General features: G+C 62.0%; 19 protein-coding genes and 1 riboswitch. Of the genes, 12 read left to right on the forward strand and 7 right to left on the reverse strand.

Annotation, left to right across the window (positions count from 1 at the left end; all coding sequences use genetic code 11):
* Window positions 1-51 precede the first annotated feature (51 nt).
* Window positions 52-2802: a response regulator gene (locus BW992_RS14095; RefSeq protein WP_072394063.1), complete on the reverse strand. Its 2751-nt coding sequence runs from the start codon at window positions 2800-2802 to the stop codon at window positions 52-54.
* A 329-nt stretch (window positions 2803-3131) separates the two neighbouring features.
* On the opposite strand from BW992_RS14095, the gene BW992_RS14100 reads away from it, so the two are divergent.
* From BW992_RS14100 to BW992_RS14125, 6 genes are all read left to right on the forward strand, one after another.
* Window positions 3132-3530, forward strand: a complete 399-nt coding sequence (locus tag BW992_RS14100) for a hypothetical protein (RefSeq protein WP_072394059.1) — start codon at window positions 3132-3134, stop codon at window positions 3528-3530.
* A 239-nt stretch (window positions 3531-3769) separates the two neighbouring features.
* Window positions 3770-4672 (forward strand): cysteine synthase CysM, encoded by a 903-nt coding sequence (gene cysM, locus BW992_RS14105; protein ID WP_072394056.1) that lies wholly within the window; start codon window positions 3770-3772, stop codon window positions 4670-4672.
* Window positions 4672-6042, forward strand: a complete 1371-nt coding sequence (gene rlmD / locus BW992_RS14110) for a 23S rRNA (uracil(1939)-C(5))-methyltransferase RlmD (protein ID WP_076406429.1) — start codon at window positions 4672-4674, stop codon at window positions 6040-6042. The genes cysM and rlmD overlap by 1 nt, the downstream gene beginning before the upstream one ends.
* A gap of 101 nt (window positions 6043-6143) precedes the next feature.
* Window positions 6144-8390 (forward strand): GTP diphosphokinase, encoded by a 2247-nt coding sequence (gene relA, locus BW992_RS14115; protein WP_072394050.1) that lies wholly within the window; start codon window positions 6144-6146, stop codon window positions 8388-8390.
* 64 nt (window positions 8391-8454) lie between these two features.
* Window positions 8455-9288, forward strand: a complete 834-nt coding sequence (mazG, locus tag BW992_RS14120; protein WP_072394047.1) for a nucleoside triphosphate pyrophosphohydrolase — start codon at window positions 8455-8457, stop codon at window positions 9286-9288.
* Between the two features lie 26 nt (window positions 9289-9314).
* Window positions 9315-9854, forward strand: coding sequence for a DUF2058 domain-containing protein (locus tag BW992_RS14125; protein WP_072394044.1), 540 nt, complete (start codon window positions 9315-9317; stop codon window positions 9852-9854).
* A 138-nt stretch (window positions 9855-9992) separates the two neighbouring features.
* Here BW992_RS14125 and BW992_RS14130 read toward each other — a convergent pair whose 3' ends face one another.
* The 4 genes from BW992_RS14130 to purM form a co-directional block, all read right to left on the reverse strand.
* A complete protein-coding gene (locus BW992_RS14130) occupies window positions 9993-10187 on the reverse strand; it encodes a hypothetical protein (protein WP_072394041.1) in 195 nt (64 codons plus the stop codon).
* 347 nt (window positions 10188-10534) lie between these two features.
* Window positions 10535-11248, reverse strand: coding sequence for a DUF3108 domain-containing protein (locus BW992_RS14135; RefSeq protein ID WP_072394038.1), 714 nt, complete (start codon window positions 11246-11248; stop codon window positions 10535-10537).
* An 8-nt stretch (window positions 11249-11256) separates the two neighbouring features.
* Window positions 11257-11907 carry a phosphoribosylglycinamide formyltransferase gene (gene purN / locus BW992_RS14140; RefSeq protein WP_072394152.1) on the reverse strand — a complete coding sequence of 217 codons (651 nt, stop codon included), beginning with the start codon at window positions 11905-11907 and terminating at the stop codon, window positions 11257-11259.
* 11 nt (window positions 11908-11918) lie between these two features.
* The gene (purM, locus tag BW992_RS14145; RefSeq protein WP_072394035.1) at window positions 11919-12977 is read right to left on the reverse strand and encodes a phosphoribosylformylglycinamidine cyclo-ligase; all 1059 of its coding nucleotides are present in this window, start codon (window positions 12975-12977) and stop codon (window positions 11919-11921) included.
* A 365-nt stretch (window positions 12978-13342) separates the two neighbouring features.
* On the opposite strand from purM, the gene BW992_RS14150 reads away from it, so the two are divergent.
* From BW992_RS14150 to BW992_RS14170, 5 genes are all read left to right on the forward strand, one after another.
* Window positions 13343-14401: a DUF2066 domain-containing protein gene (locus BW992_RS14150; protein WP_072459621.1), complete on the forward strand. Its 1059-nt coding sequence runs from the start codon at window positions 13343-13345 to the stop codon at window positions 14399-14401.
* Window positions 14402-14430: 29 nt separating this feature from the next.
* Window positions 14431-15504, forward strand: coding sequence for an AI-2E family transporter (locus BW992_RS14155; protein ID WP_072394029.1), 1074 nt, complete (start codon window positions 14431-14433; stop codon window positions 15502-15504).
* Between the two features lie 167 nt (window positions 15505-15671).
* On the forward strand, window positions 15672-16376 hold the full coding sequence (gene hda, locus BW992_RS14160) for a DnaA regulatory inactivator Hda (protein ID WP_003178999.1): 705 nt from the start codon (window positions 15672-15674) through the stop codon (window positions 16374-16376).
* 212 nt (window positions 16377-16588) lie between these two features.
* Window positions 16589-17215, forward strand: a complete 627-nt coding sequence (locus BW992_RS14165) for a C40 family peptidase (RefSeq protein ID WP_072394026.1) — start codon at window positions 16589-16591, stop codon at window positions 17213-17215.
* 165 nt (window positions 17216-17380) lie between these two features.
* Window positions 17381-17914: a C40 family peptidase gene (locus BW992_RS14170; protein WP_072394023.1), complete on the forward strand. Its 534-nt coding sequence runs from the start codon at window positions 17381-17383 to the stop codon at window positions 17912-17914.
* 181 nt (window positions 17915-18095) lie between these two features.
* On the opposite strand, the gene BW992_RS14175 is transcribed toward BW992_RS14170, so the two are convergent.
* Together BW992_RS14175 and BW992_RS14180 are read right to left on the reverse strand one after the other, a co-directional pair.
* On the reverse strand, window positions 18096-19406 hold the full coding sequence (locus BW992_RS14175) for a PQQ-dependent sugar dehydrogenase (RefSeq protein ID WP_072394020.1): 1311 nt from the start codon (window positions 19404-19406) through the stop codon (window positions 18096-18098).
* Between the two features lie 66 nt (window positions 19407-19472).
* Window positions 19473-20057: a hypothetical protein gene (locus BW992_RS14180; RefSeq protein ID WP_072394149.1), complete on the reverse strand. Its 585-nt coding sequence runs from the start codon at window positions 20055-20057 to the stop codon at window positions 19473-19475.
* A gap of 160 nt (window positions 20058-20217) precedes the next feature.
* Window positions 20218-20428: riboswitch (cobalamin riboswitch) on the forward strand.
* Window positions 20429-20508: 80 nt separating this feature from the next.
* On the opposite strand from BW992_RS14180, the gene cobO reads away from it, so the two are divergent.
* Window positions 20509-21135 carry a cob(I)yrinic acid a,c-diamide adenosyltransferase gene (gene cobO / locus BW992_RS14185; RefSeq protein ID WP_207956415.1) on the forward strand — a complete coding sequence of 209 codons (627 nt, stop codon included), beginning with the start codon at window positions 20509-20511 and terminating at the stop codon, window positions 21133-21135.
* Window positions 21136-21146 lie beyond the last annotated feature (11 nt).

Below are 21146 nucleotides of genomic sequence, written 5' to 3' on the forward strand. Positions count from 1 at the left end.
CTGGAATGGCATCAGCTTAGCCGCAATCGTCCCGATGGCTATTGCCCTGGGTCAGGCGCTGACACGCGCCTCGCTGGCCAGACGGTCGATGGCATTGTCCAGATCCTGGAGGGCGGCGGCAGCTTTCGGGTCCTGTTGCTTGAGCAGGGTTTCGCTGCGCTGGCAGGCGGCACGCAACTGGGGGACGCCGCAGTAGCGTGTCGCGCCATGCAGGCGATGCACCCGTTCGATCAGGGCATTGTGGTCGTTGGCTTCGTTGGCCTGGCGAATCGCTTCGCGGTCGGCCTCCAGGGAAGCCAGCAACATGGCCAGCATGTCCGCCGCCAGGTCCGCCTTGCCGGCGGCCAGGCGCAGGCCTTCCTCGTGGTCCAGCACCAGCAGCTCGCCGCTGCCCTGGGCTTCATGGCCCCGCTCCGGCGTCTGGTTGCGCAAGGCCAGGCCAGTCCATTTGAGCACTACCTGGGCCAGCTGGCGCTCGCTGATGGGCTTGGTCAGGTAGTCGTCCATTCCACTTTGCAGCAACGCGCGTTTCTCGTTGGCCATGGCATGGGCGGTGAGGGCGACGATGGGCAGTGGCGTGCAGTGCCGCTCGCTTTCCCACTGACGGATCGCCTCGGTGCTCTGGCGGCCGTCCATGCCGGGCATCTGGACATCCATCAGGACCAGATCGAAAGTCTCCTTCTGCACGGCCTTGACCGCGGCATAGCCACTTTCCACCGCCAGCACCTTGGCCCCCATGTCCTCGAGCAGGGTTTGCACCAGCAGCAGGTTGGCCGGGTTGTCGTCCACGCACAACACCTTGGGGGCGCGGCTGGCCACGGGTTCGCTGGGTTCGCTGCGGGGCGGGCGCGGGTTGATCAGGTCGGACAGAGAGCGACGCAACTTGCGGGTGCAGGCCGGCTTGGCCTGCAGCTGGCTGTGGGGGTTGGGCACCGAGAGGTGGTACAGCGTCTGTTCGGTGGTAGGGCACAGTACCAGGACCTTGCAGCCCAGGTGCTCAAGGTCCCAGACATGCTGGTTGAGGCGTTCCGGCGGCATGTCGTTGCTGGTGATGCCCAGCACGGCCAGGTCGATGGCCTGGTCGGTCTGGTGGGCGATGGTCACGCCGTTGGTCAGGCTCTCCAGGGTATTGAATGGCGTGACTTGCAAGCCACAGTCTTCCAGCTGGTGCTGCAGGGCCTGGCGCGCCAGTTCGTGATTTTCCAGCAGGGCCACGCGACGGCTCAGCAACGGTGGGCCGGGCAGGTCCTCGGCGTCGTCACGGGTCTTGGGCAGGCGCAGACTGATCCAGAACTCCGAGCCCTCGCCCGGTGTGCTGTCGACGCCGATTTCGCCGCCCATCTGTTCCACCAGGCGCTTGGAAATCACCAGGCCCAAGCCGGTACCGCCCGGTTGCCGGGACAATGAGTTATCGGCCTGGCTGAAGGCCTGGAACAGCGCCCGTACGTCCTGGCTCGACAGGCCGATACCGGTGTCCTGGATGCTGATGCGCAGTTGCACGCTGTCTTCATGCTCGTCTTCGAGCATGGCACGGGCGACGATGGTGCCTTCGCGGGTGAACTTGATGGCATTGCTTACCAGGTTCGTGAGGATCTGCTTGAGGCGAAGGGGGTCGCCCACCAGCGACAGCGGGGTGTCCCGGTAGACCAGGCTCACCAGCTCCAGCTGTTTGGCGTGGGCGGCGGGCGCGAGGATGGTCAGGGTGTCCTGCAACAGGTCGCGCAGGTTGAACGGAATGCTGTCGAGCACCAGCTTGCCGGCCTCGATCTTCGAGAAGTCGAGGATCTCGTTGATGATGCCCAGCAGGCTGTCAGCGGATTTCTCGATAGTGCCCAGGTAGTCGAGCTGGCGCGGGGTCAGCTCGCTTTTCTGCAGCAGGTGCGTGAAGCCCAGGATGCCGTTGAGCGGCGTACGGATCTCATGGCTCATGTTCGCCAGGAATTCGGACTTGATCCGGCTCGCCTCCAGGGCTTCCTTGCGGGCCAGGTCCAGCTCGATGTTCTGGATCTCGATGGTCTCCAGGTTCTGGCGCACGTCCTCGGTGGCCTGGTCGATGCTGTGCTGCAATTCCTCCTGGGCATTCTGCAGGGTGCCCGCCATGCGGTTGATGCCCGATGCCAGTTCATCCAGTTCCTGGCTGCCCAAGGGGGGCAGGCGGGTTTCCAGATGACCGTCCTTGAGTTGTGCCACGGCTTGCTTGATCTGGCTCAACGGCCGGTTGATGGTACGGCCCATGCGCAGGGCCAGCAGCGCGGTCAATCCCAGGCCGGCGGCGATCAGCAGCAGGCTGGCGAACAGGCTACGGTAGCCGCGCAACAACATGCCGCTGTGGGACAGCTCCAGTTCGACCCAGCCCAGCAGGCGGTCGGCCTCTTCGGGGATCAGTTCGCCGGCCAGGTTGCGATGCTTGCCGAATACCGGCAACAGATAGCGGGTGGCATCGTTGCCGGTGCGCTGCAGCAACTGGGTGCTGTTGCCTTCCGGCGCACGGTTGAGCATGGTCGGGCCGGCATGGGCCAGCGGTGTGCGGTCGGGCGCGAGGAAGGTCACGGCACGCACGTCCGCCTGTTCCAGGGACTGGGTGGCGATGCGTTCCAGCAGGTCGGTCTCCTGGCGGCTCATGGCCGGGGCGACCAATGGTGCAAGCTGTTCTGCGATCATTTCGCCGCGTTGCAGCAACTGGGCGTGCAGGTCAGATTGCTGCATCCAGGTGAAATAGCCCCCCAGAACCAGCGCCATCAGGCTGGTCGGCAGCAGGGTCAGCAACAGTACGCGGCCTTTGATTCCCAGTTTCTTGAGCACACTTGTCTCCTGCATCCAGCGGTCAGATCGAACTTGCACGCATCCGGCATGCAATACCTGCGCAGTGTAGCGATTTGCGGGCGGGCAATCTCCGTAAAATTCATGCGCGTCTCGTATCCGTACTGCCGGGCAATTGTCCACGGCGATAAACGGCGCTGGCGTCTGGGGGCAGGGTCAAACTCGCGATGATCCGTGGGCAGCCAGACCATGTGTCACTTCCGGCTCGCTATTGACCATCGGTCGGGACTGTCGATCTTGACAGGTGTGGGCTTCTTTTCTGTTTTTTAAGCTCGGTGTCGTTGAGTTATTAACTACCTGAGGAGAAAGACATGAACACCCTGAGCGACAAAGAAAGGATGAAAGCTATAAAAGCTGCTCCCAGGCTTGATGCGAAAGGCTCAATAACCATCACGCTTAATGGGCAGGTCACCAAAACTGAGGACGTTTATATTCTGGATCAGCCCGATAACTCCATTGTCGGGGTTATAGGAGAGGATAAAGGTATTGTCATCGTGCAGTTCAGCTCTCTGACGGCGCCGGGTACCTATGAGATCAAGAAACATAATATCTGGATACAGATGTCGTTCCACGGTTTCTCAGGGGCAGCAAACACTGGAGACTTGACCCTTGAGACCATCGAGATAAAAAACAAATACAAAGGTCGTTTTGACGTGAAAACCGTGGATCACCAGAAAGCTGATGGGGTATTTGACGTACAGAAGGTATAGGTCTGGCAGTCGCGGACAGGTGGACTGGTTCCATGGGAGAGGTTCCCAGCCAGACTTGCTTCACCTCCCCGTGTTCGCGAGGTCGGCGATAGCTCGCAGCCCGGCGGGATCAAGCCCTGTCTCTCCATCTCATGACCCGCTTATTCCCATAAGCCATAACCACCACACTTTGCGTGATATGGCCTGGCAACGTTTGCCGGTATGATAGGCGCCCCCGCAGCCCGGATTGCGAATACGCCATGACATTGCAGTACCCCACCATCGCCGATTGCGTCGGCAACACCCCGCTGGTCCGTTTGCAGCGCCTGCCTGGCGCCACCAGCAACACGCTTTTGCTCAAGCTTGAAGGGAACAACCCGGCGGGTTCGGTCAAGGATCGGCCGGCGCTGTCGATGATCACCCGGGGTGAACTGCGTGGACAGATCCGGCCCGGCGACACCCTGATCGAGGCGACGTCCGGCAATACCGGTATCGCCTTGGCCATGGCGGCGGCCATCAAGGGTTACAAGATGATCCTGATCATGCCCGACAATTCCAGCGCCGAACGCAAGGCGGCGATGACCGCCTACGGTGCCGAATTGATCCTGGTGTCCAAGGACGAAGGCATGGAAGGCGCCCGGGACCTGGCCGAGCGCATGCAGGCCGAAGGGCGTGGCAAGGTGCTGGATCAATTCGCCAACGGCGACAACCCCGAGGCCCACTACACCAGCACCGGCCCCGAGATCTGGCGCCAGACCGGCGGCACCATTACCCATTTCGTCAGTTCGATGGGCACCACCGGTACCATCATGGGCACTTCGCGCTACCTCAAGGAACAGAATCCGGAGGTACAGATCATTGGTCTGCAGCCGATGGAGGGCTCGGCCATTCCGGGCATTCGTCGCTGGCCCGAGGAATATCTGCCGAAGATCTACCAGGCCGATCGCGTGGACCGCATCATCGACATGGCCCAGAGTGAGGCCGAGGACGTGACCCGTCGGCTGGCCCGGGAAGAGGGTATTTTCTGCGGCGTGTCTTCGGGCGGTGCCGTGGCGGGCATGCTGCGCTTGTCCAAGGAAGTTGAAAACGCGGTGATCGTGGCGATCATCTGCGACCGGGGCGACCGTTACCTGTCCACCGGCATTTTCGACGCGCCCAACTGATGGCCAGGCATGAAAGAGGCCTGCGCTTCCAGCCCAGCGGCGGAAGCCGGGCCCCCCAGGTGCCCTCCGGCAAAAAGCAGCGCTTGAGCATCGAGCGCCTGGCCAACGATGGCCGGGGTATCGGCTTTGTCGATGGCCGTACCTGGTTCGTCATCGGTGCCCTGGCCGGCGAGGAGGTCGAGGCTCGGGTGCTCGGTGCCCATGGCAAAGTGGTCGAGGCGCGCACCGAGCGCGTGTTCCAGACCAGTGAACTGCGCCGCCCGGCAGCCTGTGCCCACGCCGGTCAATGCGGAGGCTGCAGCGTCCAGCATTTGCCCCATGAAGAACAGCTCGCCCTGAAACAGCGCATGCTCGCCGAGCAGTTGTCGCGGGTGGCCGGCGTCGAACCCGAGGAGTGGGCCGCGCCGCTGAGCGGGCCGGAGTTCGCTTATCGACGTCGCGCCCGGGTGGCCGTGCGCTGGGATCAGAAAGCGAAGAAGCTCGAGGTGGGTTTGCGTGCGGCCGGCAGCCAGGACATCGTTGCCATTGGCGATTGCCCCGTGCTGGTACAGCCCTTGCAGCCGATCATGAGCCGCCTGCCGGATATGCTCAGGCGCCTGAGCAAGCCCCAGGCGCTTGGCCATGTGGAGTTGTTTGCCGGCTCGTCCCTGGCGGTGTTGCTAAGGCACATGGCACCACTATCGGAGGCCGACCTGACGATCCTCAAGGATTTCTGCGCGTTCCATGAGGCCCAGTTGTGGCTTCATGGAGAGGGCGAGCCGCAACCGGCGGAGCCCGGCCAGACCCTGGGTTATCGCCTGGATCCCTGGGGCCTGGAGCTGGCCTATCGACCGGGGGATTTCATCCAGGTGAACGCCGGCATCAACGAGGCGATGATTGCCCAGGCCTTGCAATGGCTGGCGCCTCGGCCCGAGGAGCGGGTGCTGGATCTGTTCTGTGGCCTGGGCAATTTCGCCTTGCCACTGGCCAGGCAGGTACGCGAAGTCGTCGCCGTCGAGGGCGTGCAGGTCATGGTGGATCGGGCTGCGGCCAACGCGCTCAGCAACAATTTGCATAACACTGCCTTTTTTCAGGCCGATTTATCCCAGCCGCTGGCGGGTGCCGAATGGATCGGCGAAGGCTTTTCTGCGGTACTCTTGGACCCACCCCGTGACGGTGCTTTCGAGGTGGTGCGCAAGCTGGCCTCCCTGGGCGCCGGACGGTTGGTATATGTATCGTGCAACCCGGCAACTTTGGCCCGGGACACGGTCGAATTGATCAAGCAGGGCTACCGGTTAAAACGTGCCGGGATTCTCGATATGTTTCCTCAGACGGCGCATGTCGAGGCCATGGCGTTATTTGAAGCGAGCCAGGATGGCTTGTCCGACTGACCCGTTCGTGCCAACCCGCTACAGTCCTGGGCGGAAGCACGGACAACGAAGGTCAGCGATGTTGACGCATTGAATCTGCGTCATAGGGAAGGTAAGTAAAGATGGTACAGGTGAGAGCACACCAGCCGATCAACACCGACGGCAGTATCAATCTCGAGGCTTGGCTCGATCACGCGGTCAGCATCGACATGGCGTTGGATCGCGAAGCCTTGAAGCAAGCCTGCGAGTTCGCTCGCGAGGCGGAACAGCAACACAATGCGGCGAAGAACCTCTGGTCCGAAGGCACCTCGAGTTTTCATACGGGCCTGGAGATTGCCGAGATCCTCGCCGACCTCAAGCTCGACCAGGATTCCCTCGTGGCCGCGGTGCTGTACCGCGGCGTTCGCGAAGGGCAGATCCCGCTCCCGGTGGTCAGCCAGCGCTTCGGTGCGGTGGTCGCCAAGCTGATCGACGGCGTGCTGCGCATGGCGGCCATCAGCGCCAGCCTCAGTCCGCGCCATTCCATGGTCCTGGGTACCCAGGGCCAGGTAGAGAACCTGCGCAAGATGCTCGTGGCCATGGTCGACGACGTGCGCGTCGCGTTGATCAAGCTGGCCGAGCGGACCTGTGCGATCCGTGCGGTGAAGTCCGCCGACGACGAGAAGCGCAATCGCGTCGCCCGGGAAGTGTTCGACATCTATGCCCCCCTGGCCCACCGTCTCGGCATCGGTCACATCAAGTGGGAGCTGGAGGATCTGTCCTTCCGCTACCTGGAGCCCGACCAGTACAAGCAGATCGCCAAGCTGCTGCATGAGCGACGCCTGGACCGTGAGCGTTTCATCACCGATGTGATGACCCAGCTGCGCGAAGAATTGCAGGCCACCGGCGTGGAAGCCGATATCAGCGGCCGGGCCAAGCACATCTATTCGATCTGGCGCAAAATGCAGCGCAAAGGGCTGGAATTCAGCCAGATCTACGACGTTCGCGCTGTTCGCGTGCTGGTTCCGGAAATGCGCGATTGCTACACCGCCCTGGGGATCGTCCATACCCTGTGGCGACACATTCCCAAGGAGTTCGACGACTACATCGCCAACCCCAAGGAAAACGGCTATCGCTCGCTGCACACTGCGGTGATCGGTCCCGAAGGCAAGGTACTGGAGGTGCAGATCCGCACCCACGCCATGCACGAGGAAGCCGAGCTGGGTGTCTGCGCGCACTGGAAATACAAGGGCACCGACGTCAAGTCCGGCTCCAACCACTACGAAGAAAAGATTTCCTGGCTGCGCCAGGTCCTGGAGTGGCACGAGGAACTGGGTGATATCGGCGGCCTGGCCGAGCAGTTGCGGGTGGATATCGAGCCGGACCGGGTCTACATCTTCACCCCCGACGGGCATGCCATCGACCTGCCCAAGGGTGCGACGCCCCTGGACTTCGCCTACCGGGTCCACACCGAGATCGGCCATAACTGCCGTGGCGCCAAGATCAACGGGCGGATCGTACCGCTCAACTACAGCCTGCAGACCGGTGAACAGGTCGAGATCATCACCAGCAAGCACGGCACGCCGAGCCGTGACTGGCTGAACCCGAACCTGGGCTATATCACCACGTCGCGGGCTCGGGCGAAAATCGTCCATTGGTTCAAGCTGCAGGCTCGCGACCAGAACGTCGCCGCCGGCAAGACCTTGATCGAGCGCGAGCTCAGTCGCCTTGGCCTGCCGCAGGTGGATTTCGACAAGCTGGCCGAAAAGGCCAACATGAAGACCGCCGACGACATGTTCGCCGCCCTCGGGGCCGGGGACCTGCGCCTGGCGCAACTGGTCAACCTGGCCCAGCAACTGGTGGAGCCGGAGCGTGGCAACGAACAACTGGAGCTGATCCCGCGCAAGGCCACTGGCTACAAGCCGGGCAAGCGCGGCGATATCCAGATCCAGGGGGTCGGCAACCTGATGACCCAGATGGCCGGCTGCTGCCAGCCGTTGCCGGGGGATGCGATCGTCGGCTACATCACCCAGGGGCGCGGCGTGAGCATTCACCGCCAGGACTGTGCCTCGGTGCTGCAACTGGCCGGCCGCGAGCCGGAACGGATCATCCAGGTCAGCTGGGGCCCGGTGCCCGTGCTCACCTATCCGGTGGATATCATCATTCGCGCCTACGATCGCTCCGGGTTGCTGCGTGACGTGTCTCAGGTGCTGCTCAATGAGCGGATCAACGTGTTGGCGGTCAACACCCGTTCGAACAAGGAAGACAACACCGCACTGATGTCCCTGACCATCGAGATTCCGGGGCTGGATGCGCTAGGCCGCCTGTTGGGGCGGATTTCCCAGTTGCCGAACATCATCGAGACCCGGCGTAACCGGACACCAGGTTAAGCGCAGTCCGAAAAAGTGGGAGCGAGCTTGCTCCCACAGGACTTTTTTGTGATGGGATGGATTGATGTACAGCCTCGAAGACCTGCTCCACTTGATGAACCGTCTGCGGGACCCCCAGTACGGTTGCCCGTGGGACATCAAGCAAACCTACGCGACCATCGTTCCCCATACCTTGGAAGAAGCCTACGAAGTCGCCGATGCCATCGAGCGCGGCGACTTCGATCACCTGCAAGGCGAATTGGGCGATCTGTTGTTCCAGGTGGTGTATTACAGCCAGCTGGCCCGGGAAGAAAACCGCTTTGAATTCGCCGGTGTGGTCGACAGCATCACCCGCAAGCTGATCCGGCGCCATCCTCACGTATTTCCCACCGGCGATCTCTACGCGCCGCTGGATGTACCGCGCCTGAGCGAGGAGCAGGTCAAGCATCGCTGGGAGCAGATCAAGGCTGAGGAGCGGGCTGAAAAGGCCTGCGCTCCGGAGCAGTTGTCACTGCTCGACGATGTGCCAGCGGCCCTGCCGGCGTTATCCCGGTCGGCGAAGCTGCAGAAACGGGCGGGCCAGGTCGGTTTCGACTGGCCGGGTCCACTGCCGGTGCTGGACAAGGTTCGCGAGGAGCTGGACGAAGTGCTGCAAGCCATGGCCGACAATGACCCACAAGCCATTGGCGAGGAGGTCGGCGACCTGCTGTTCAGCGTGGTGAACCTGGCCCGTCATCTCAAGGTCGATCCGGAAACCGCACTGCGCGGCGCCAATGGGAAATTCGAGCGGCGTTTTCGATTTATCGAACAGGCATTGCGCGACACCCACCGTCCCATGGAAGATTGCACCCTAGAAGAATTGGACGCCTTGTGGGGCGAAGCCAAACGTCAGGAAAAGAATTTGCCCAGCTGCGGCTGAGGCCGTTGCCTAAGTGAGTAAGCACCATGAGCCTTTCCCTTCGCGACCAGTTGCTCAAAGCAGGGCTGGTCAACCAAAAGCAGGTCAAGCAGGTCGGCAAAGAGAAGCAGAAGCAGCAGCGCCTGGCCCACAAGGGCCAGATCGAACTGGACGACTCCCAGCAGCGCGCGGCCCAGGAGGCCATGGCGGAGAAGGCGCGGCGTGACCAGGAGCTCAATCGCCAGCAACAGGAAAAGGCCGAGCAGAAGGCCCGTGCCGCCCAGATCAAGCAGTTGATCGAAGTCTCGCGCCTGCCGAAGCTGACCACCGATGATTACTACAACTTTGTCGACGACAAGAAGGTCAAGCGTATCTCGGTCAACACCCTGATGCGTAACAAGCTGAGCAGCGGCTCGCTGGCGATCGTCCATCATGCCGGCGGTTATGAAGTGATCCCCCGCGAAGCGGCGTTGAAAATCCAGGAGCGAGATCCCAAGCGTATTGTGCAGCTCAATACCCAGACCGAAGAAGTGGATGCCGACGATCCGTACGCGGCGTATCAGATTCCGGATGATTTGATGTGGTGAGCCGGACGCAATATCAGTTGAACTGAAACACAAAACCTGTGGGAGCGAGCGTGCTCGCAATAGTGGTTATCAGTGCCCCATATGGCGACTGACACTCCGCTATCGCGAGCACGCTCGCTCCCACAGGTTTTTCGTTGTTCAGGATTCTGCCGTCTCCCGCGAGCGCAGCATTTCCTCGCGCTCCAGCTCCGCCTTGTAGCTATGGGCGTCTGTCTCCGAATGGAACATCCCCACCAGCAGATCCTGCTGATGCACATCCCAGATCCGGATGCCGGCGGCAATGGCTTCGTGGGACATGTGGGCATCATCGCGTTCAATTACTTTCACAGTCATCTTTGCAAACTCCAATCTCTGTCATCTGCAGCAAAACGTGTGCAGGACTTTGTTATAGGTTTGCGTAGCCTGCTAAGTAAATGCCCCGGTCCGTTAAGAAGTTTTCATGGAAAGCGCAGCGGTCGTACAGCCCAGGCCGGGCGCGGCATTCGGTCGCAGGGAGGCATCATGAAAAAGGTTTCATATTGGCGCGGCAACCATCCAGCGAAGCTGCTTCCCTGGGGAAAGAGGCTGCCCGCGATACCGTGTGCCAGCCCACTTCCATCGTGAGCAGGTGCACGCAAGGCATGGCATCCCGGACAAAAAGAAGCCCCGCATATGCGGGGCTTCCTGATTATCGAGCCGGATCAGCTGCCTTTGACTGGCTTGCCGTTGACCGTGCCGTCCTGGAGCATGATGTTGTACTCCTTGCCGTCGGTCTCGACCTGTTGCAGGCGTACCAGCAGGTAATCCCAGTCCTTGGCGAACCAGAGTACGGTGATGCGCTTGCTTTGTGTCGGGTCGCGCACACGCTCCACTTTGATCGCGTCGATCTGCCCGGCCTTGGTTTCGACTTTTTCGGCGCCCAGTACGCGGAAGTCATAGGTGTCGACTTCGCCGTCATCGACCACCTGATAGCTCATGCTCTTCTTGCCGGCGGCCACATCGTGCTGCAAGGCCAGCTGGTAGGTGGATTTATCCACCATGCCTCGGTTGAGCGGCAGCTTCACCGCGTCGCCGCGATCGGTGCCGGTGACCATCTTCGTGTTCCAGTCGAAGTCCAGGTCGGCCTTCTTGGCCTTGCCCAGGCCGCTGCGCTCGAAGTGGTAGGACTGAGGCAGCAGGGTGTCCTTGTCCAGGGTCAGGGTGCTTTCTTCCGTCAGGCCGGCAATCATCATCGATGCCTTGAAGCTCAGCTTCCAGGTGCCGTTGGCTTCCTTGGTCAGGCTGCGCTCGGCAGTGCCGCTCATGGGCAATTGTTTCCAGTCGGCGGTGTAGCTGGCGGAGAAGGGTTGAAGCTCCGCGGCCTGTGCCAGAGGCAGGGCAAGCAGGGCGCAGGCGAAGAGCAGGGCGCGACGCATAAAATCTCCTAGTATCGAATCAAATGGCCGCTGGCGGCGAGCAACTGGCCGTCCAGCGAGGCACCACGATCGTCGAGGGTCAGCCGTCCTTCGGCAAACCAACGCACGGCCATCGGGTAGATCTGGTGTTCCCGGGCGTGGACCCGTTGTGCCAGGCTTTGCGGCGTGTCGTGCAACTCTACCGGTATTACTGCCTGTACGACCAGTGGTCCGCCATCGAGTTCCTCGGTGACGAAGTGCACCGAGCAGCCATGCTCCGTGTCCCCGGCCTCCAGTGCGCGCTGGTGAGTGTGCAACCCTTTGTATTTGGGTAGCAACGAAGGATGGATATTGAACAGCCGGCCCTGGTAATGACGCACGAAGCCGGCGCTGAGGATGCGCATGAAGCCGGCCAGGACCACCAGTTGGGGACTGAAGGCGTCGATCTGTTCGATCAGTGCGGCGTCGAAGGCTTCGCGGCCATCGAATGCCTTGTGATCCAGGACGCGGGTCTCGATTCCCGCCTCCTTGGCGCGTTGCAGGCCGTAGGCATCGGCGCGGTTGGAAATCACCGCGCGGATGCGGACCGGGTTGTCTCCGGTCCGCGTGCTGTCGATCAGGGCCTGCAAGTTGCTGCCGGTGCCTGACAGCAGCACCACGACGTCACAGGTTGCAGACATCCGTTCGTGCATCAGTGTGCCTTAAGGTTTTTCAGCTCGACCTGGGCGGCGCCTTCGGCTGCCGCAGCGATGTGGCCGATGACCCAAGGCTGCTCGCCGGCTTCACGCAACACGTTCAGGGCGGTCTCGACGTGCTCCTGGGCCACGCAGATGACCATGCCCACGCCGCAGTTCAGCACGCGGTGCATTTCGGTTTCATTGACGTTGCCTTTTTCCTGCAGCCAGTCGAACACCGCGGGGCGGGTCCAGCTCGCCACGTCGACCACCGCCTGGGCGCCTTTTGGCAGGACGCGCGGGATGTTGTCCAGCAGGCCGCCACCGGTGATGTGGGCCATGGCCTTGACGGCGCCGGTGTCCTTGATCAGCTTGAGCAGCGGCTTGACGTAGATGCGGGTCGGGGCCATCAACAGGTCGGTCAACGGCTTGCCGTCGAGCTGGGTGTTTTCGATGTCGGCGCCGGACACTTCGATGATCTTGCGGATCAGCGAGTAGCCGTTGGAGTGCGGACCGGAGGACGGCAGGGCAAGCAGGGCGTCGCCGGTGGCGACTTTCGACCCGTCGATGATCTCGGCTTTTTCCACGACGCCGACACAGAAGCCGGCCAGGTCGTAGTCCTCGCCTTCGTACATGCCTGGCATCTCGGCGGTTTCACCACCGACCAGGGAGCAGCCGGACAGCTCGCAGCCGGCGCCGATGCCGGTCACCACCTGGGCTGCGGTGTCGACGTTCAGTTTGCCGGTGGCGTAGTAGTCGAGGAAGAACAGTGGCTCGGCGCCGCAGACGACCAGGTCGTTCACGCACATCGCCACCAGGTCGATACCGATGCTGTCGTGCTTGTTCAGGTTCAGTGCCAGGCGCAGCTTGGTGCCCACGCCGTCGGTGCCCGAGACCAGCACCGGTTGCTTGTAGCCGGCCGGGATCTCGCAGAGGGCGCCGAAACCGCCCAGGCCGCCCATGACTTCCGGACGCGCAGTGCGCTTGGCGACGCTCTTGATGCGTTCGACCAATGCTTCACCGGCGTCGATGTCTACACCGGCGTCCTTGTAGCTCAGGGAGGGTTGCTTGCTCATGATCCAGGCCTTTAGGGGGGGATTTCTGGGTAACGACCGACCGCCGGGGCCATTGAATACTCGTTGTGCGAGTGATTCCGGATGCCCAGCCGTTGCCGGTCTGCGAAGGCGCGCGATTTTATCAGGCTTGTGGGGCAGCGGCCATCCTCGCGCCGACGGGCAGGAACATATCCGCAGAAAAAAACCGATATTTCTTCTATTGGTGCTGCACGATGCGGCTGTATAAGGTGTAGCCGTAACCGGCTATGGTGACGACCGCGCAAAACTTCCATCGGTGTGTGAGTGTTTTGGCGCATGCCGTGGTCACAGCCATGCTTCGTTTTCTTCACACGGCCTGTTCCAGCCGTCATGTCCGGGAATCTTCCATGCGTCTGATCAAATTCTTGTCTGTGGGCTGCCTGGCGTTGATCAGCCTGGCGAGCCAGGCCGAACCCCTCAATGGTCTTTATCAAGTCTACGAGCCCGTCGCGAGCCAGTCGCCGGACGAGCGCAACCAGGCGACATTGCGCGCCCTGGACACGCTGGTGCTGCGTCTGACCGGCGATGCCGGGGCGGCACAGAACCCCGGGCTGGCGGCGCTCCGCAAGGACCCGCAGCAGATCATTCTCCAGTATGGCTACGACGCCGGCCCTCCCGAGAGCCTGAAGGTGGACTTCGATCCGGTGAGCACCGATCGCGCCCTGCGTTCGGCAGGGCTGTCACTGTGGGGCGCGAACCGGCCTTCGATCCTGGGCTGGTGGCTGAACGACTCGACCGAGGGTTCGAGCCTGGTGGGTGACGGGCAGCCCAGCGCCGCGCCGTTGCGCCGCGCCGCCCAGCATCGGGGCTTGCCACTGCTATTGCCACTGGCTGACCTGAGCGAACAGATCGTCGCTACCGCGCCGAACCTGGAGGGCACTGACCCGGCTCCGTTGCGCGCCGCATCGGAGCGCTACGGCGCCGATGCGCTGCTGGCGGTCCATGCCAAGGAAGAGGGCGGTCAGTGGAAGGGCACCTGGCGCCTGTGGCTGGGCAATCAACGGGAACAGGGCAGTGCCCAGGGCGCCGATGCCGCCGCGCTGGCCGATGCGGTGATGCTGGCGGTGAGTCAGCGTCTGGCCCCGCGCTTCGTCGCCAAGCCAGGGGTGGCAACCGAACAGTTGCTGGAAGTGCAGGGCATGAACTTCGAGCGTTATGCCGCCCTGGGGCGTTTGCTGGAGCCGTTCGGCGGGCAATTGCAGCGGGTCGAAGGGGATCGGATCGTCTATCGGGTCAATGGCAGTGCGGAGCAGCTCAAGGCGCAGCTGGCCCTGGCGAAACTGCAGGAAATTCCGGCCGGCGAGAGCATCGCGCCCGTTCCTGCGGCACAACCGCCAGCCGAGGGTTCGGCCACGGCCCCCGCTGCGCCCCCCGCACCGACGGCCAACCTGCGGTTTCGCTGGTAGTTTTCCTTCTATATAGCCAGGAGTTGTTCATGGGTGATACGCGGCGTTGGTTCTGGTTGGGCGGGGTCGCCCTGCTGTGCGCGCTAATCTATCTGTTGCATCCGATTCTGACCCCGTTCCTGGTGGCGCTGCTCTTGGCCTATCTGTTCGATCCGGTGGTGGATCGCCTGGAGAAGCTCGGCCTGTCGCGGACCTGGGGCGTGGTGACGGTGTTTGCCCTGTTTACCCTGATCGTCATCGCGCTGTTGCTGGTGTTGATTCCCATGCTGGCCAAGCAACTGCTGCGCCTGTATGAACTGGCACCGCAGATGCTCGATTGGCTACAGCACACAGCAGTGCCCTGGGTACAGTCCAGGCTGGGTCTGGCGGATGGTTTCTGGAAGTTCGACAAGGTCAAGGCTGCCATCAGCGAACATATGGGCCAGACCACCGACATCGTTGGCGTGGTGCTGAGCCAGGCCACAGCCTCGAGCCTGGCCTTGATGGGGTGGCTGGCGAACCTGGTGCTGATTCCGGTGGTGAGTTTCTATCTGTTGCGGGACTGGGACCTGATGATGGCCAAGATCCGCGGCCTGCTGCCGCGTCACCGGGAGGAGCAGATCATGACCCTCACCGGCGAATGCCACGAGGTGCTGGGTGCGTTTGTGCGGGGGCAGTTGCTGGTGATGGTGGCGCTGGGCTTCATCTATGCGGCGGGACTGATGCTGGTTGGGCTGGAGTTGGGTCTGCTGATCGGCATGATCGCCGGCCTGGCGGCCATCGTACCGTACATGGGCTTCGTGATCGGTATCGGCGCGGCGTTGATCGCCGGGCTGTTCCAGTTTGGTGGCGACCTGTATCCCATGGTCGGCATCGTGGCGGTATTCATGGTGGGCCAGGCCCTGGAAGGCATGGTGCTGACTCCGTTGCTGGTGGGCGATCGCATCGGCCTGCACCCGGTGGCGGTGATCTTCGCGATCCTGGCAGGCGGTGAGTTGTTTGGTTTTACCGGGATCCTGCTGGCGCTGCCGGTGGCGGCGGTCATCATGGTGCTGGTGCGCCACGCGCGTGACCTGTACAAGGATTCGGACCTCTACAGTGGCGTCGAAGACCCCGATCTGTAGGGCGCGACCGGCCGGGGCGCCAGGGAAATGGTCGCCATGCCGTGTTGCTGCTGCAAACCTTTGATTTTGCTCGTGGAGCGGCGCATTGTGCGGTCTGCTTCACGAGTATAAACTTTGCGAACTTTACACAGAGGCCACTAACGGTTCCTTGGAACTGTCCAGCCAGCATGAAACCGATTCAGTTGCCCCTAGGTGTGCGTCTGCGTGATGACGCCACCTTCATCAACTACTACCCAGGCGCGAATGCCGCTGCACTCGGCTATGTCGAGCGGCTATGCGAAGCCGACGCCGGCTGGACCGAGAGTCTGATCTACCTGTGGGGCAAGGATGGGGTTGGGCGTACGCACCTGTTGCAGGCGGCCTGCCTGAGATTCGAGCAATTGGGCGAGCCGGCGGTGTACCTGCCATTGGCTGAATTGCTGGACCGTGGCGTTGAAATCCTCGACAACCTCGAACAATACGAACTGGTCTGCCTGGACGATCTCCAGGCCGTGGCCGGCAAGGCCGATTGGGAAGAGGCGCTGTTTCATCTTTTCAACCGGTTGCGGGACAGTGGTCGGCGCCTGCTGATCGCTGCCTCCACGTCTCCCCGGGAGTTGCCGGTAAAGCTGGCGGACCTCAAGTCTCGTCTCACCCTGGCGCTGATCTTCCAGATGCGTCCGCTTTCCGATGAAGACAAGCTGCGTGCCTTGCAGTTGCGCGCTTCCCGGCGCGGACTGCATCTGACCGATGAGGTGGGGCATTTCATTCTTACCCGTGGCACCCGCAGCATGAGTGCACTGTTCGAGTTGCTCGAGCGCCTCGACCAGGCCTCCCTTCAAGCCCAGCGCAAGCTGACCATTCCTTTCTTGAAAGAAACCTTGGGCTGGTAGAGCCTGTCCGACTAGTGGCTCTTGGCCTGCTTTGCGCACGAGCAAACCCGCGGCCCTGCTGGGTTGCAGGCCACGCGACATTCAAAATGGGCTTAAGCGCTTAGATGTGATGGCAAAACCGGGAAGTCACATTTTTATCGATTGAATTTGCAAATGAAGTCGATAGAAGGCATAGTCTCGCCATCTTTACAACTACAGCCACGGTCGTGCCCATGCTAAATCGCTTCGCACCCCTCGTGCCTCTCGCACTCGTTACCCTGTTGTTCGGTTGCGCTGCCCACTCCCCAGTGACCCAGCAAGAGCAGCAACCACAGGTCAAGAATTCCGTTACCGCCCAGTCTTCCTCCGTTGCGTTCCAGGAAGAAGTGGCCTCCGACAAAGAGCTGGCGGCCTTCGCCAGCAACAAGCCCTATCAGCTTCCCGTGCTGGCCGACAGCATCCTGGAGCGTGGCATGTCCCTGATCGGGACCCGCTACCGTTTTGGCGGCACCTCCGAGGCGGGCTTCGATTGCAGCGGTTTCATCGGTTATCTGTTTCGCGAAGAGGCCGGCATGAACCTGCCGCGCTCCACCCGCGAAATGATCAACGTGAATGCCCCGCTGGTGGCTCGCAATCAACTGGAGCCGGGTGACTTGCTGTTTTTCAGCACCAATGGGCGCCGTGGACGTGTCAGCCACGCCGGTATCTACCTGGGTGACAACCAGTTCATCCACTCCAGCAGCCGTCGCAGCGGTGGCGTACGCATCGATAGCCTCGGTGACAGCTACTGGAGCAAGACCTTCATCGAAGCCAAGCGCGCCCTGGCCATGGCGCCGACTGTGGTCACCGCTCGCAAGTAAGCGCACAGTTTGTAAGGCAAACTTAAAGTCTTACTTGAAGTTTGCCTCATAGCCGCTAGAATCCTTGATCATTGATTGATGGCAATCCGCCTGCGTCCCAGCAGGCGGATTTGTTTTCATGCCCCGGCAGGAAAAAGCCGCATCCAGATCAGGATCGTTCTGCATATGTCGACGTCGGCCCGCCTCGCTCCCCTTCTCCTGGCCGCGCTGCTCAGCGCATGCGCCAGTCGAACCCCGCCCCCTGCGCCTGTGCGTGCTCCGGTGGTATTCGCTCCCTCGCAACCCGTGTCCCCGGCCGCCGAAGACGTACTCTTCCGGGCGCTTGGCCTGGTGGGCACGCCTTATCGCTGGGGTGGCAACACACCGGATTCGGGTTTCGATTGCAGCGGCCTGATCGGTTATGTCTATCGCGACGCGGCCGGTATTTCCCTGCCACGTTCGACCCGCGAAATGATCGGCATGCGAGCCCCGGAAGTCGGTAAGGATGCGTTGCAGAGCGGGGATCTGGTTTTCTTCGCCACCAATGGCGGTTCCCAGGTCAGCCACGCCGGAATCTACGTCGGAGAGGGCCGTTTCGTGCATGCGCCGGCCACCGGTGGGACGGTCAAGCTCGATAGCCTGTCCAAGGCCTATTGGCAGAAGGCTTACCTGGGCGCCAAGCGTGTATTGCAGCCGGAGCATCTGGCACGCAATCCCTGACGTGGATTTTCAGGTCAGCGAAGACCTGTGGCGAGGGGATTTACCCCCGCTGGGCTGCAAAGCAGCCCCAAAGACAGCGGCTTGGATGCGATCGGCCTGAAAACTCCGCATTTCAAGCTCTAGGGCTGCTGCGCAGCCCCGCGGGGATAAATCCCCTCGCCACAGAAGAGTGCGATCAGCGCTATTGGGCAGACACCCGCCAGATCTTGTTCCCCACATCATCGGCTACCAGCAATCCACCCTGTTTGTCGATCACGACACCTACCGGGCGGCCCTGGGCTTTTTCGTCGGCGTTCAGGAAGCCGCTCAGCACATCGACAGGTTGCCCGACCGGCTTGCCAGCACTGAAGGGGACGAAAATCACTTTGTAGCCACTGTGGGGCTTGCGATTCCATGAGCCATGCTGCCCGATGAACGCTCCCTCGGTAAATGGCGCGGGGAGGTTGCTGCCCTCGGCGAAGGTCAGGCCCAGCGACGCGGTGTGAGGCCCGACGGCATAGTCCGGGGCTATGGCTTTGGCCACCAGGTCCGGTTTCTGGGGCTCGACCCGAGTATCGACATGCTGCCCGTAATAGCTGTAGGGCCAGCCATAGAAGCCGCCATCCTTGACCGAGGTGATGTAGTCCGGCACCAGGTCGCTGCCGATCTCGTCCCGTTCGTTCACCGCTGTCCACAGCGCTCCGCTGCGCGGCTCCCAGGCCAGGCCGTTGGGGTTGCGCAGGCCCGAGGCAAAGATGCGGTGGTTGCCGCTGGCGCGGTCCACTTCCCAGATGGCCGCACGACCTTCTTCAGCCTCCATGCCGTTCTCCGCGACGTTACTGTTCGAGCCGGTGGTGACGTACAGCTTGCTGCCGTCGCGGCTGGCGATGACGTTTTTGGTCCAGTGGTGGTTGAGCGTGCCGCCCGGCAAGTCGACGACCTTGGTGGGCTGCGCCTTGATTTGCGTGTCGCCGTCCTTGTAGGGAAAACGAATCAACCGGTCAGTGTCGGCCACGTACAGGTCATTGCCCACCAGGGTCATGCCGAACGGCGAGTTGAGGTTCTCCAGGAAAACCGTGCGGGTTTCGGCGATGCCGTCGTGATTGGCGTCACGCAGCAGTGTGATGCGATTGGGGCTTGGCACTCCGGCGCCGGCGCGACCCATGACCTTTTTCATCACCCAGCCGCGCACGCCCTTGGAATCGTCTGGCTTGGGCGGGGCATTGGTTTCGGCTACCAGCACATCGCCGTTGGGCAGCACATAGAGCCAGCGTGGATGATCCAGGCCTTCGGCGAAAGCCTTCACTTGCAGGCCCTGGGCCGGCGTCGGCTTGGCGCCGTCCGGCCAGCCGACAGCTTCGGCGATGTTCACGGTGGGGATCAGGGTCTTGTTCGGTTCCGGCAGCTTCGGCGATGGGCCGGTGCCATCGGACACTTGCAGCGTGGACGATTCGCCGCAAGCGACAAGCCCTGCGGCAAGGACAATGGTCAGGAGATGAGGCGGCTTGAGCATGCTGGCTTCCCTATGAATGCATGTGGTTATTCATAGAGAAGCGTAGACGCGCGATGGTTCCACCCGTCAGCCGTGGGCCTGCTTGAACAGCACGGCGATCCCCGGATGATAATGACCGGCCTCGTTGCGCAACTTGCGATAGGCGTAAGGGAAATACCAGGCCACGGCGCAGGTGTTTTCCTTCTGCAGTTCATCGACCATGTCCTGCAGCTCTTCGGGCGTGGTGCTTTGCTGGGCTTTTTGCGGCGCGACGAACAGGCAGCCCAGCTTCAGGTCGCTGGCGTAGCTGATGCGCTTGGCGTCGCTGGTGGCTTCGAGCAAGGGCTGGGTCAGGTTGAGGTTCTTGACCTTTGGCCAGCGCTGGGTGGCCTGGATGAAGGCGCGCTCATCCGTACCGGCAATGAACAGGTGGGCCCTGGCGTTGCGTTCGCCTTCTTCATTCTGCTTGCGGGTCGGGGCGTCCTGCAGCGTGACCATCTCGGCCATCCAGGCCGCTGCCGAGAGCAATCCCAGGTTGGCTTTTTCGTCGAACCAGTACGGCGTGTCGTTATCCCCGCGCACGGTGTTGTAGCGATCGATGCAGTCGAACCAGCGTTCGAGCATCGGGCGCAGGAACTCCAGTTTTGGATTGCTGATGATCATGCCTTGCATGCGTTGCCCCCTGTTGTTCTTGTGATATCGGGTGGTAATGTCCATTTGATATCATTTGCCGCAGCATGGCACAACATTGACGTCATTTTATTGATCCTGGCCAATAAGCGACGCCCGGCCCGCGGTGGCTTTAATTGACGCTCCTGCCCCAACCCTCTAACCTTCGCGGCTTGTTTCAGGTGCTTTGTGGCCGCAGGCCGACAAAGTGAAACAGGGAAGCCGGTGAGCCCATGCGAGCCCGGCGCTGCCCCCGCAACGGTAAATGAGTCAAGGCTGCCCATGAGCCACTGCGTCCAAGGACGTGGGAAGGCGGGTAGCCCGGCAGCACGCCGCTCATGAGCCCGGAGACCGGCCTGATCCATTCAACGGCGTCACGGTGGGCGATGCCAGGCTTGTTGCCGTCTCTTTTTGTGCCCGCCCGCCGTTATCCAGTCCCAACGGAGGCCTCCCCATGACCGGTTCCCCCATTTCCGATGCGTCCGATCGCGACGAACGTCACCTGGCGCGCATGCTGCGCAAGAAAGCCGTGATCGACGAGCGTATTGCCAACGCGCCGAACGAGTGCGGCCTGCTGCTGGTGCTGAGCGGCAACGGCAAGGGCAAGAGCAGCTCTGCGTTCGGCATGCTCGCGCGGGCCATGGGGCATGGCATGCAATGCGGCGTGGTGCAGTTCATCAAGGGGCGCAACAGCACCGGGGAAGAACTGTTTTTCCGTCGCTTCCCGGAGCAGGTGCGTTTTCATGTGATGGGGGAAGGATTTACCTGGGAAACCCAGGACCGCCAGCGCGATATCGCTGCTGCCGAAGCCGCCTGGGCGGTGTCGCGCCAGTTGCTGGGCGATCCGTCCATCGGCCTGGTCGTGCTCGATGAACTCAATATCGCCCTCAAGCATGGATACCTGGACCTGGACCAGGTGCTGAGCGACCTGCAGGCCCGCCCGCCCATGCAGCATGTGGTGGTGACCGGGCGTGGCGCCAAGCCGGAAATGATCGAGTTGGCGGATACCGTCACCGAGATGGGCATGATCAAGCACGCCTTCCAGGCCGGCATCAAGGCGCAGAAGGGCGTCGAGCTGTGAGCGATGCCCGC

The sequence above is a fragment of the Pseudomonas sp. 7SR1 genome (assembly GCF_900156465.1).
Lineage (GTDB): Bacteria > Pseudomonadota > Gammaproteobacteria > Pseudomonadales > Pseudomonadaceae > Aquipseudomonas.

What these genes read in the sequence shown, in the direction of transcription:
- mazG (WP_072394047.1), top strand. Translation starts at nt 8,455, where the DNA reads ATGTACAGCCTCGAAGACCTGCTCCACTTGATGAACCGTCTGCGGGAC.
- BW992_RS14155 (WP_072394029.1), top strand. Translation starts at nt 14,431, where the DNA reads ATGGGTGATACGCGGCGTTGGTTCTGGTTGGGCGGGGTCGCCCTGCTG.
- BW992_RS14175 (WP_072394020.1), bottom strand. Translation starts at nt 19,406, where the DNA reads ATGCTCAAGCCGCCTCATCTCCTGACCATTGTCCTTGCCGCAGGGCTT.
- BW992_RS14150 (WP_072459621.1), top strand. Translation starts at nt 13,343, where the DNA reads ATGCGTCTGATCAAATTCTTGTCTGTGGGCTGCCTGGCGTTGATCAGC.
- purN (WP_072394152.1), bottom strand. Translation starts at nt 11,907, where the DNA reads ATGTCTGCAACCTGTGACGTCGTGGTGCTGCTGTCAGGCACCGGCAGC.
- BW992_RS14135 (WP_072394038.1), bottom strand. Translation starts at nt 11,248, where the DNA reads ATGCGTCGCGCCCTGCTCTTCGCCTGCGCCCTGCTTGCCCTGCCTCTG.
- BW992_RS14125 (WP_072394044.1), top strand. Translation starts at nt 9,315, where the DNA reads ATGAGCCTTTCCCTTCGCGACCAGTTGCTCAAAGCAGGGCTGGTCAAC.
- cobO (WP_207956415.1), top strand. Translation starts at nt 20,509, where the DNA reads ATGACCGGTTCCCCCATTTCCGATGCGTCCGATCGCGACGAACGTCAC.
- relA (WP_072394050.1), top strand. Translation starts at nt 6,144, where the DNA reads ATGGTACAGGTGAGAGCACACCAGCCGATCAACACCGACGGCAGTATC.
- BW992_RS14130 (WP_072394041.1), bottom strand. Translation starts at nt 10,187, where the DNA reads ATGACTGTGAAAGTAATTGAACGCGATGATGCCCACATGTCCCACGAA.
- cysM (WP_072394056.1), top strand. Translation starts at nt 3,770, where the DNA reads ATGACATTGCAGTACCCCACCATCGCCGATTGCGTCGGCAACACCCCG.
- purM (WP_072394035.1), bottom strand. Translation starts at nt 12,977, where the DNA reads ATGAGCAAGCAACCCTCCCTGAGCTACAAGGACGCCGGTGTAGACATC.
- rlmD (WP_076406429.1), top strand. Translation starts at nt 4,672, where the DNA reads ATGGCCAGGCATGAAAGAGGCCTGCGCTTCCAGCCCAGCGGCGGAAGC.
- BW992_RS14100 (WP_072394059.1), top strand. Translation starts at nt 3,132, where the DNA reads ATGAACACCCTGAGCGACAAAGAAAGGATGAAAGCTATAAAAGCTGCT.
- BW992_RS14170 (WP_072394023.1), top strand. Translation starts at nt 17,381, where the DNA reads ATGTCGACGTCGGCCCGCCTCGCTCCCCTTCTCCTGGCCGCGCTGCTC.
- BW992_RS14180 (WP_072394149.1), bottom strand. Translation starts at nt 20,057, where the DNA reads ATGCAAGGCATGATCATCAGCAATCCAAAACTGGAGTTCCTGCGCCCG.
- hda (WP_003178999.1), top strand. Translation starts at nt 15,672, where the DNA reads ATGAAACCGATTCAGTTGCCCCTAGGTGTGCGTCTGCGTGATGACGCC.
- BW992_RS14165 (WP_072394026.1), top strand. Translation starts at nt 16,589, where the DNA reads ATGCTAAATCGCTTCGCACCCCTCGTGCCTCTCGCACTCGTTACCCTG.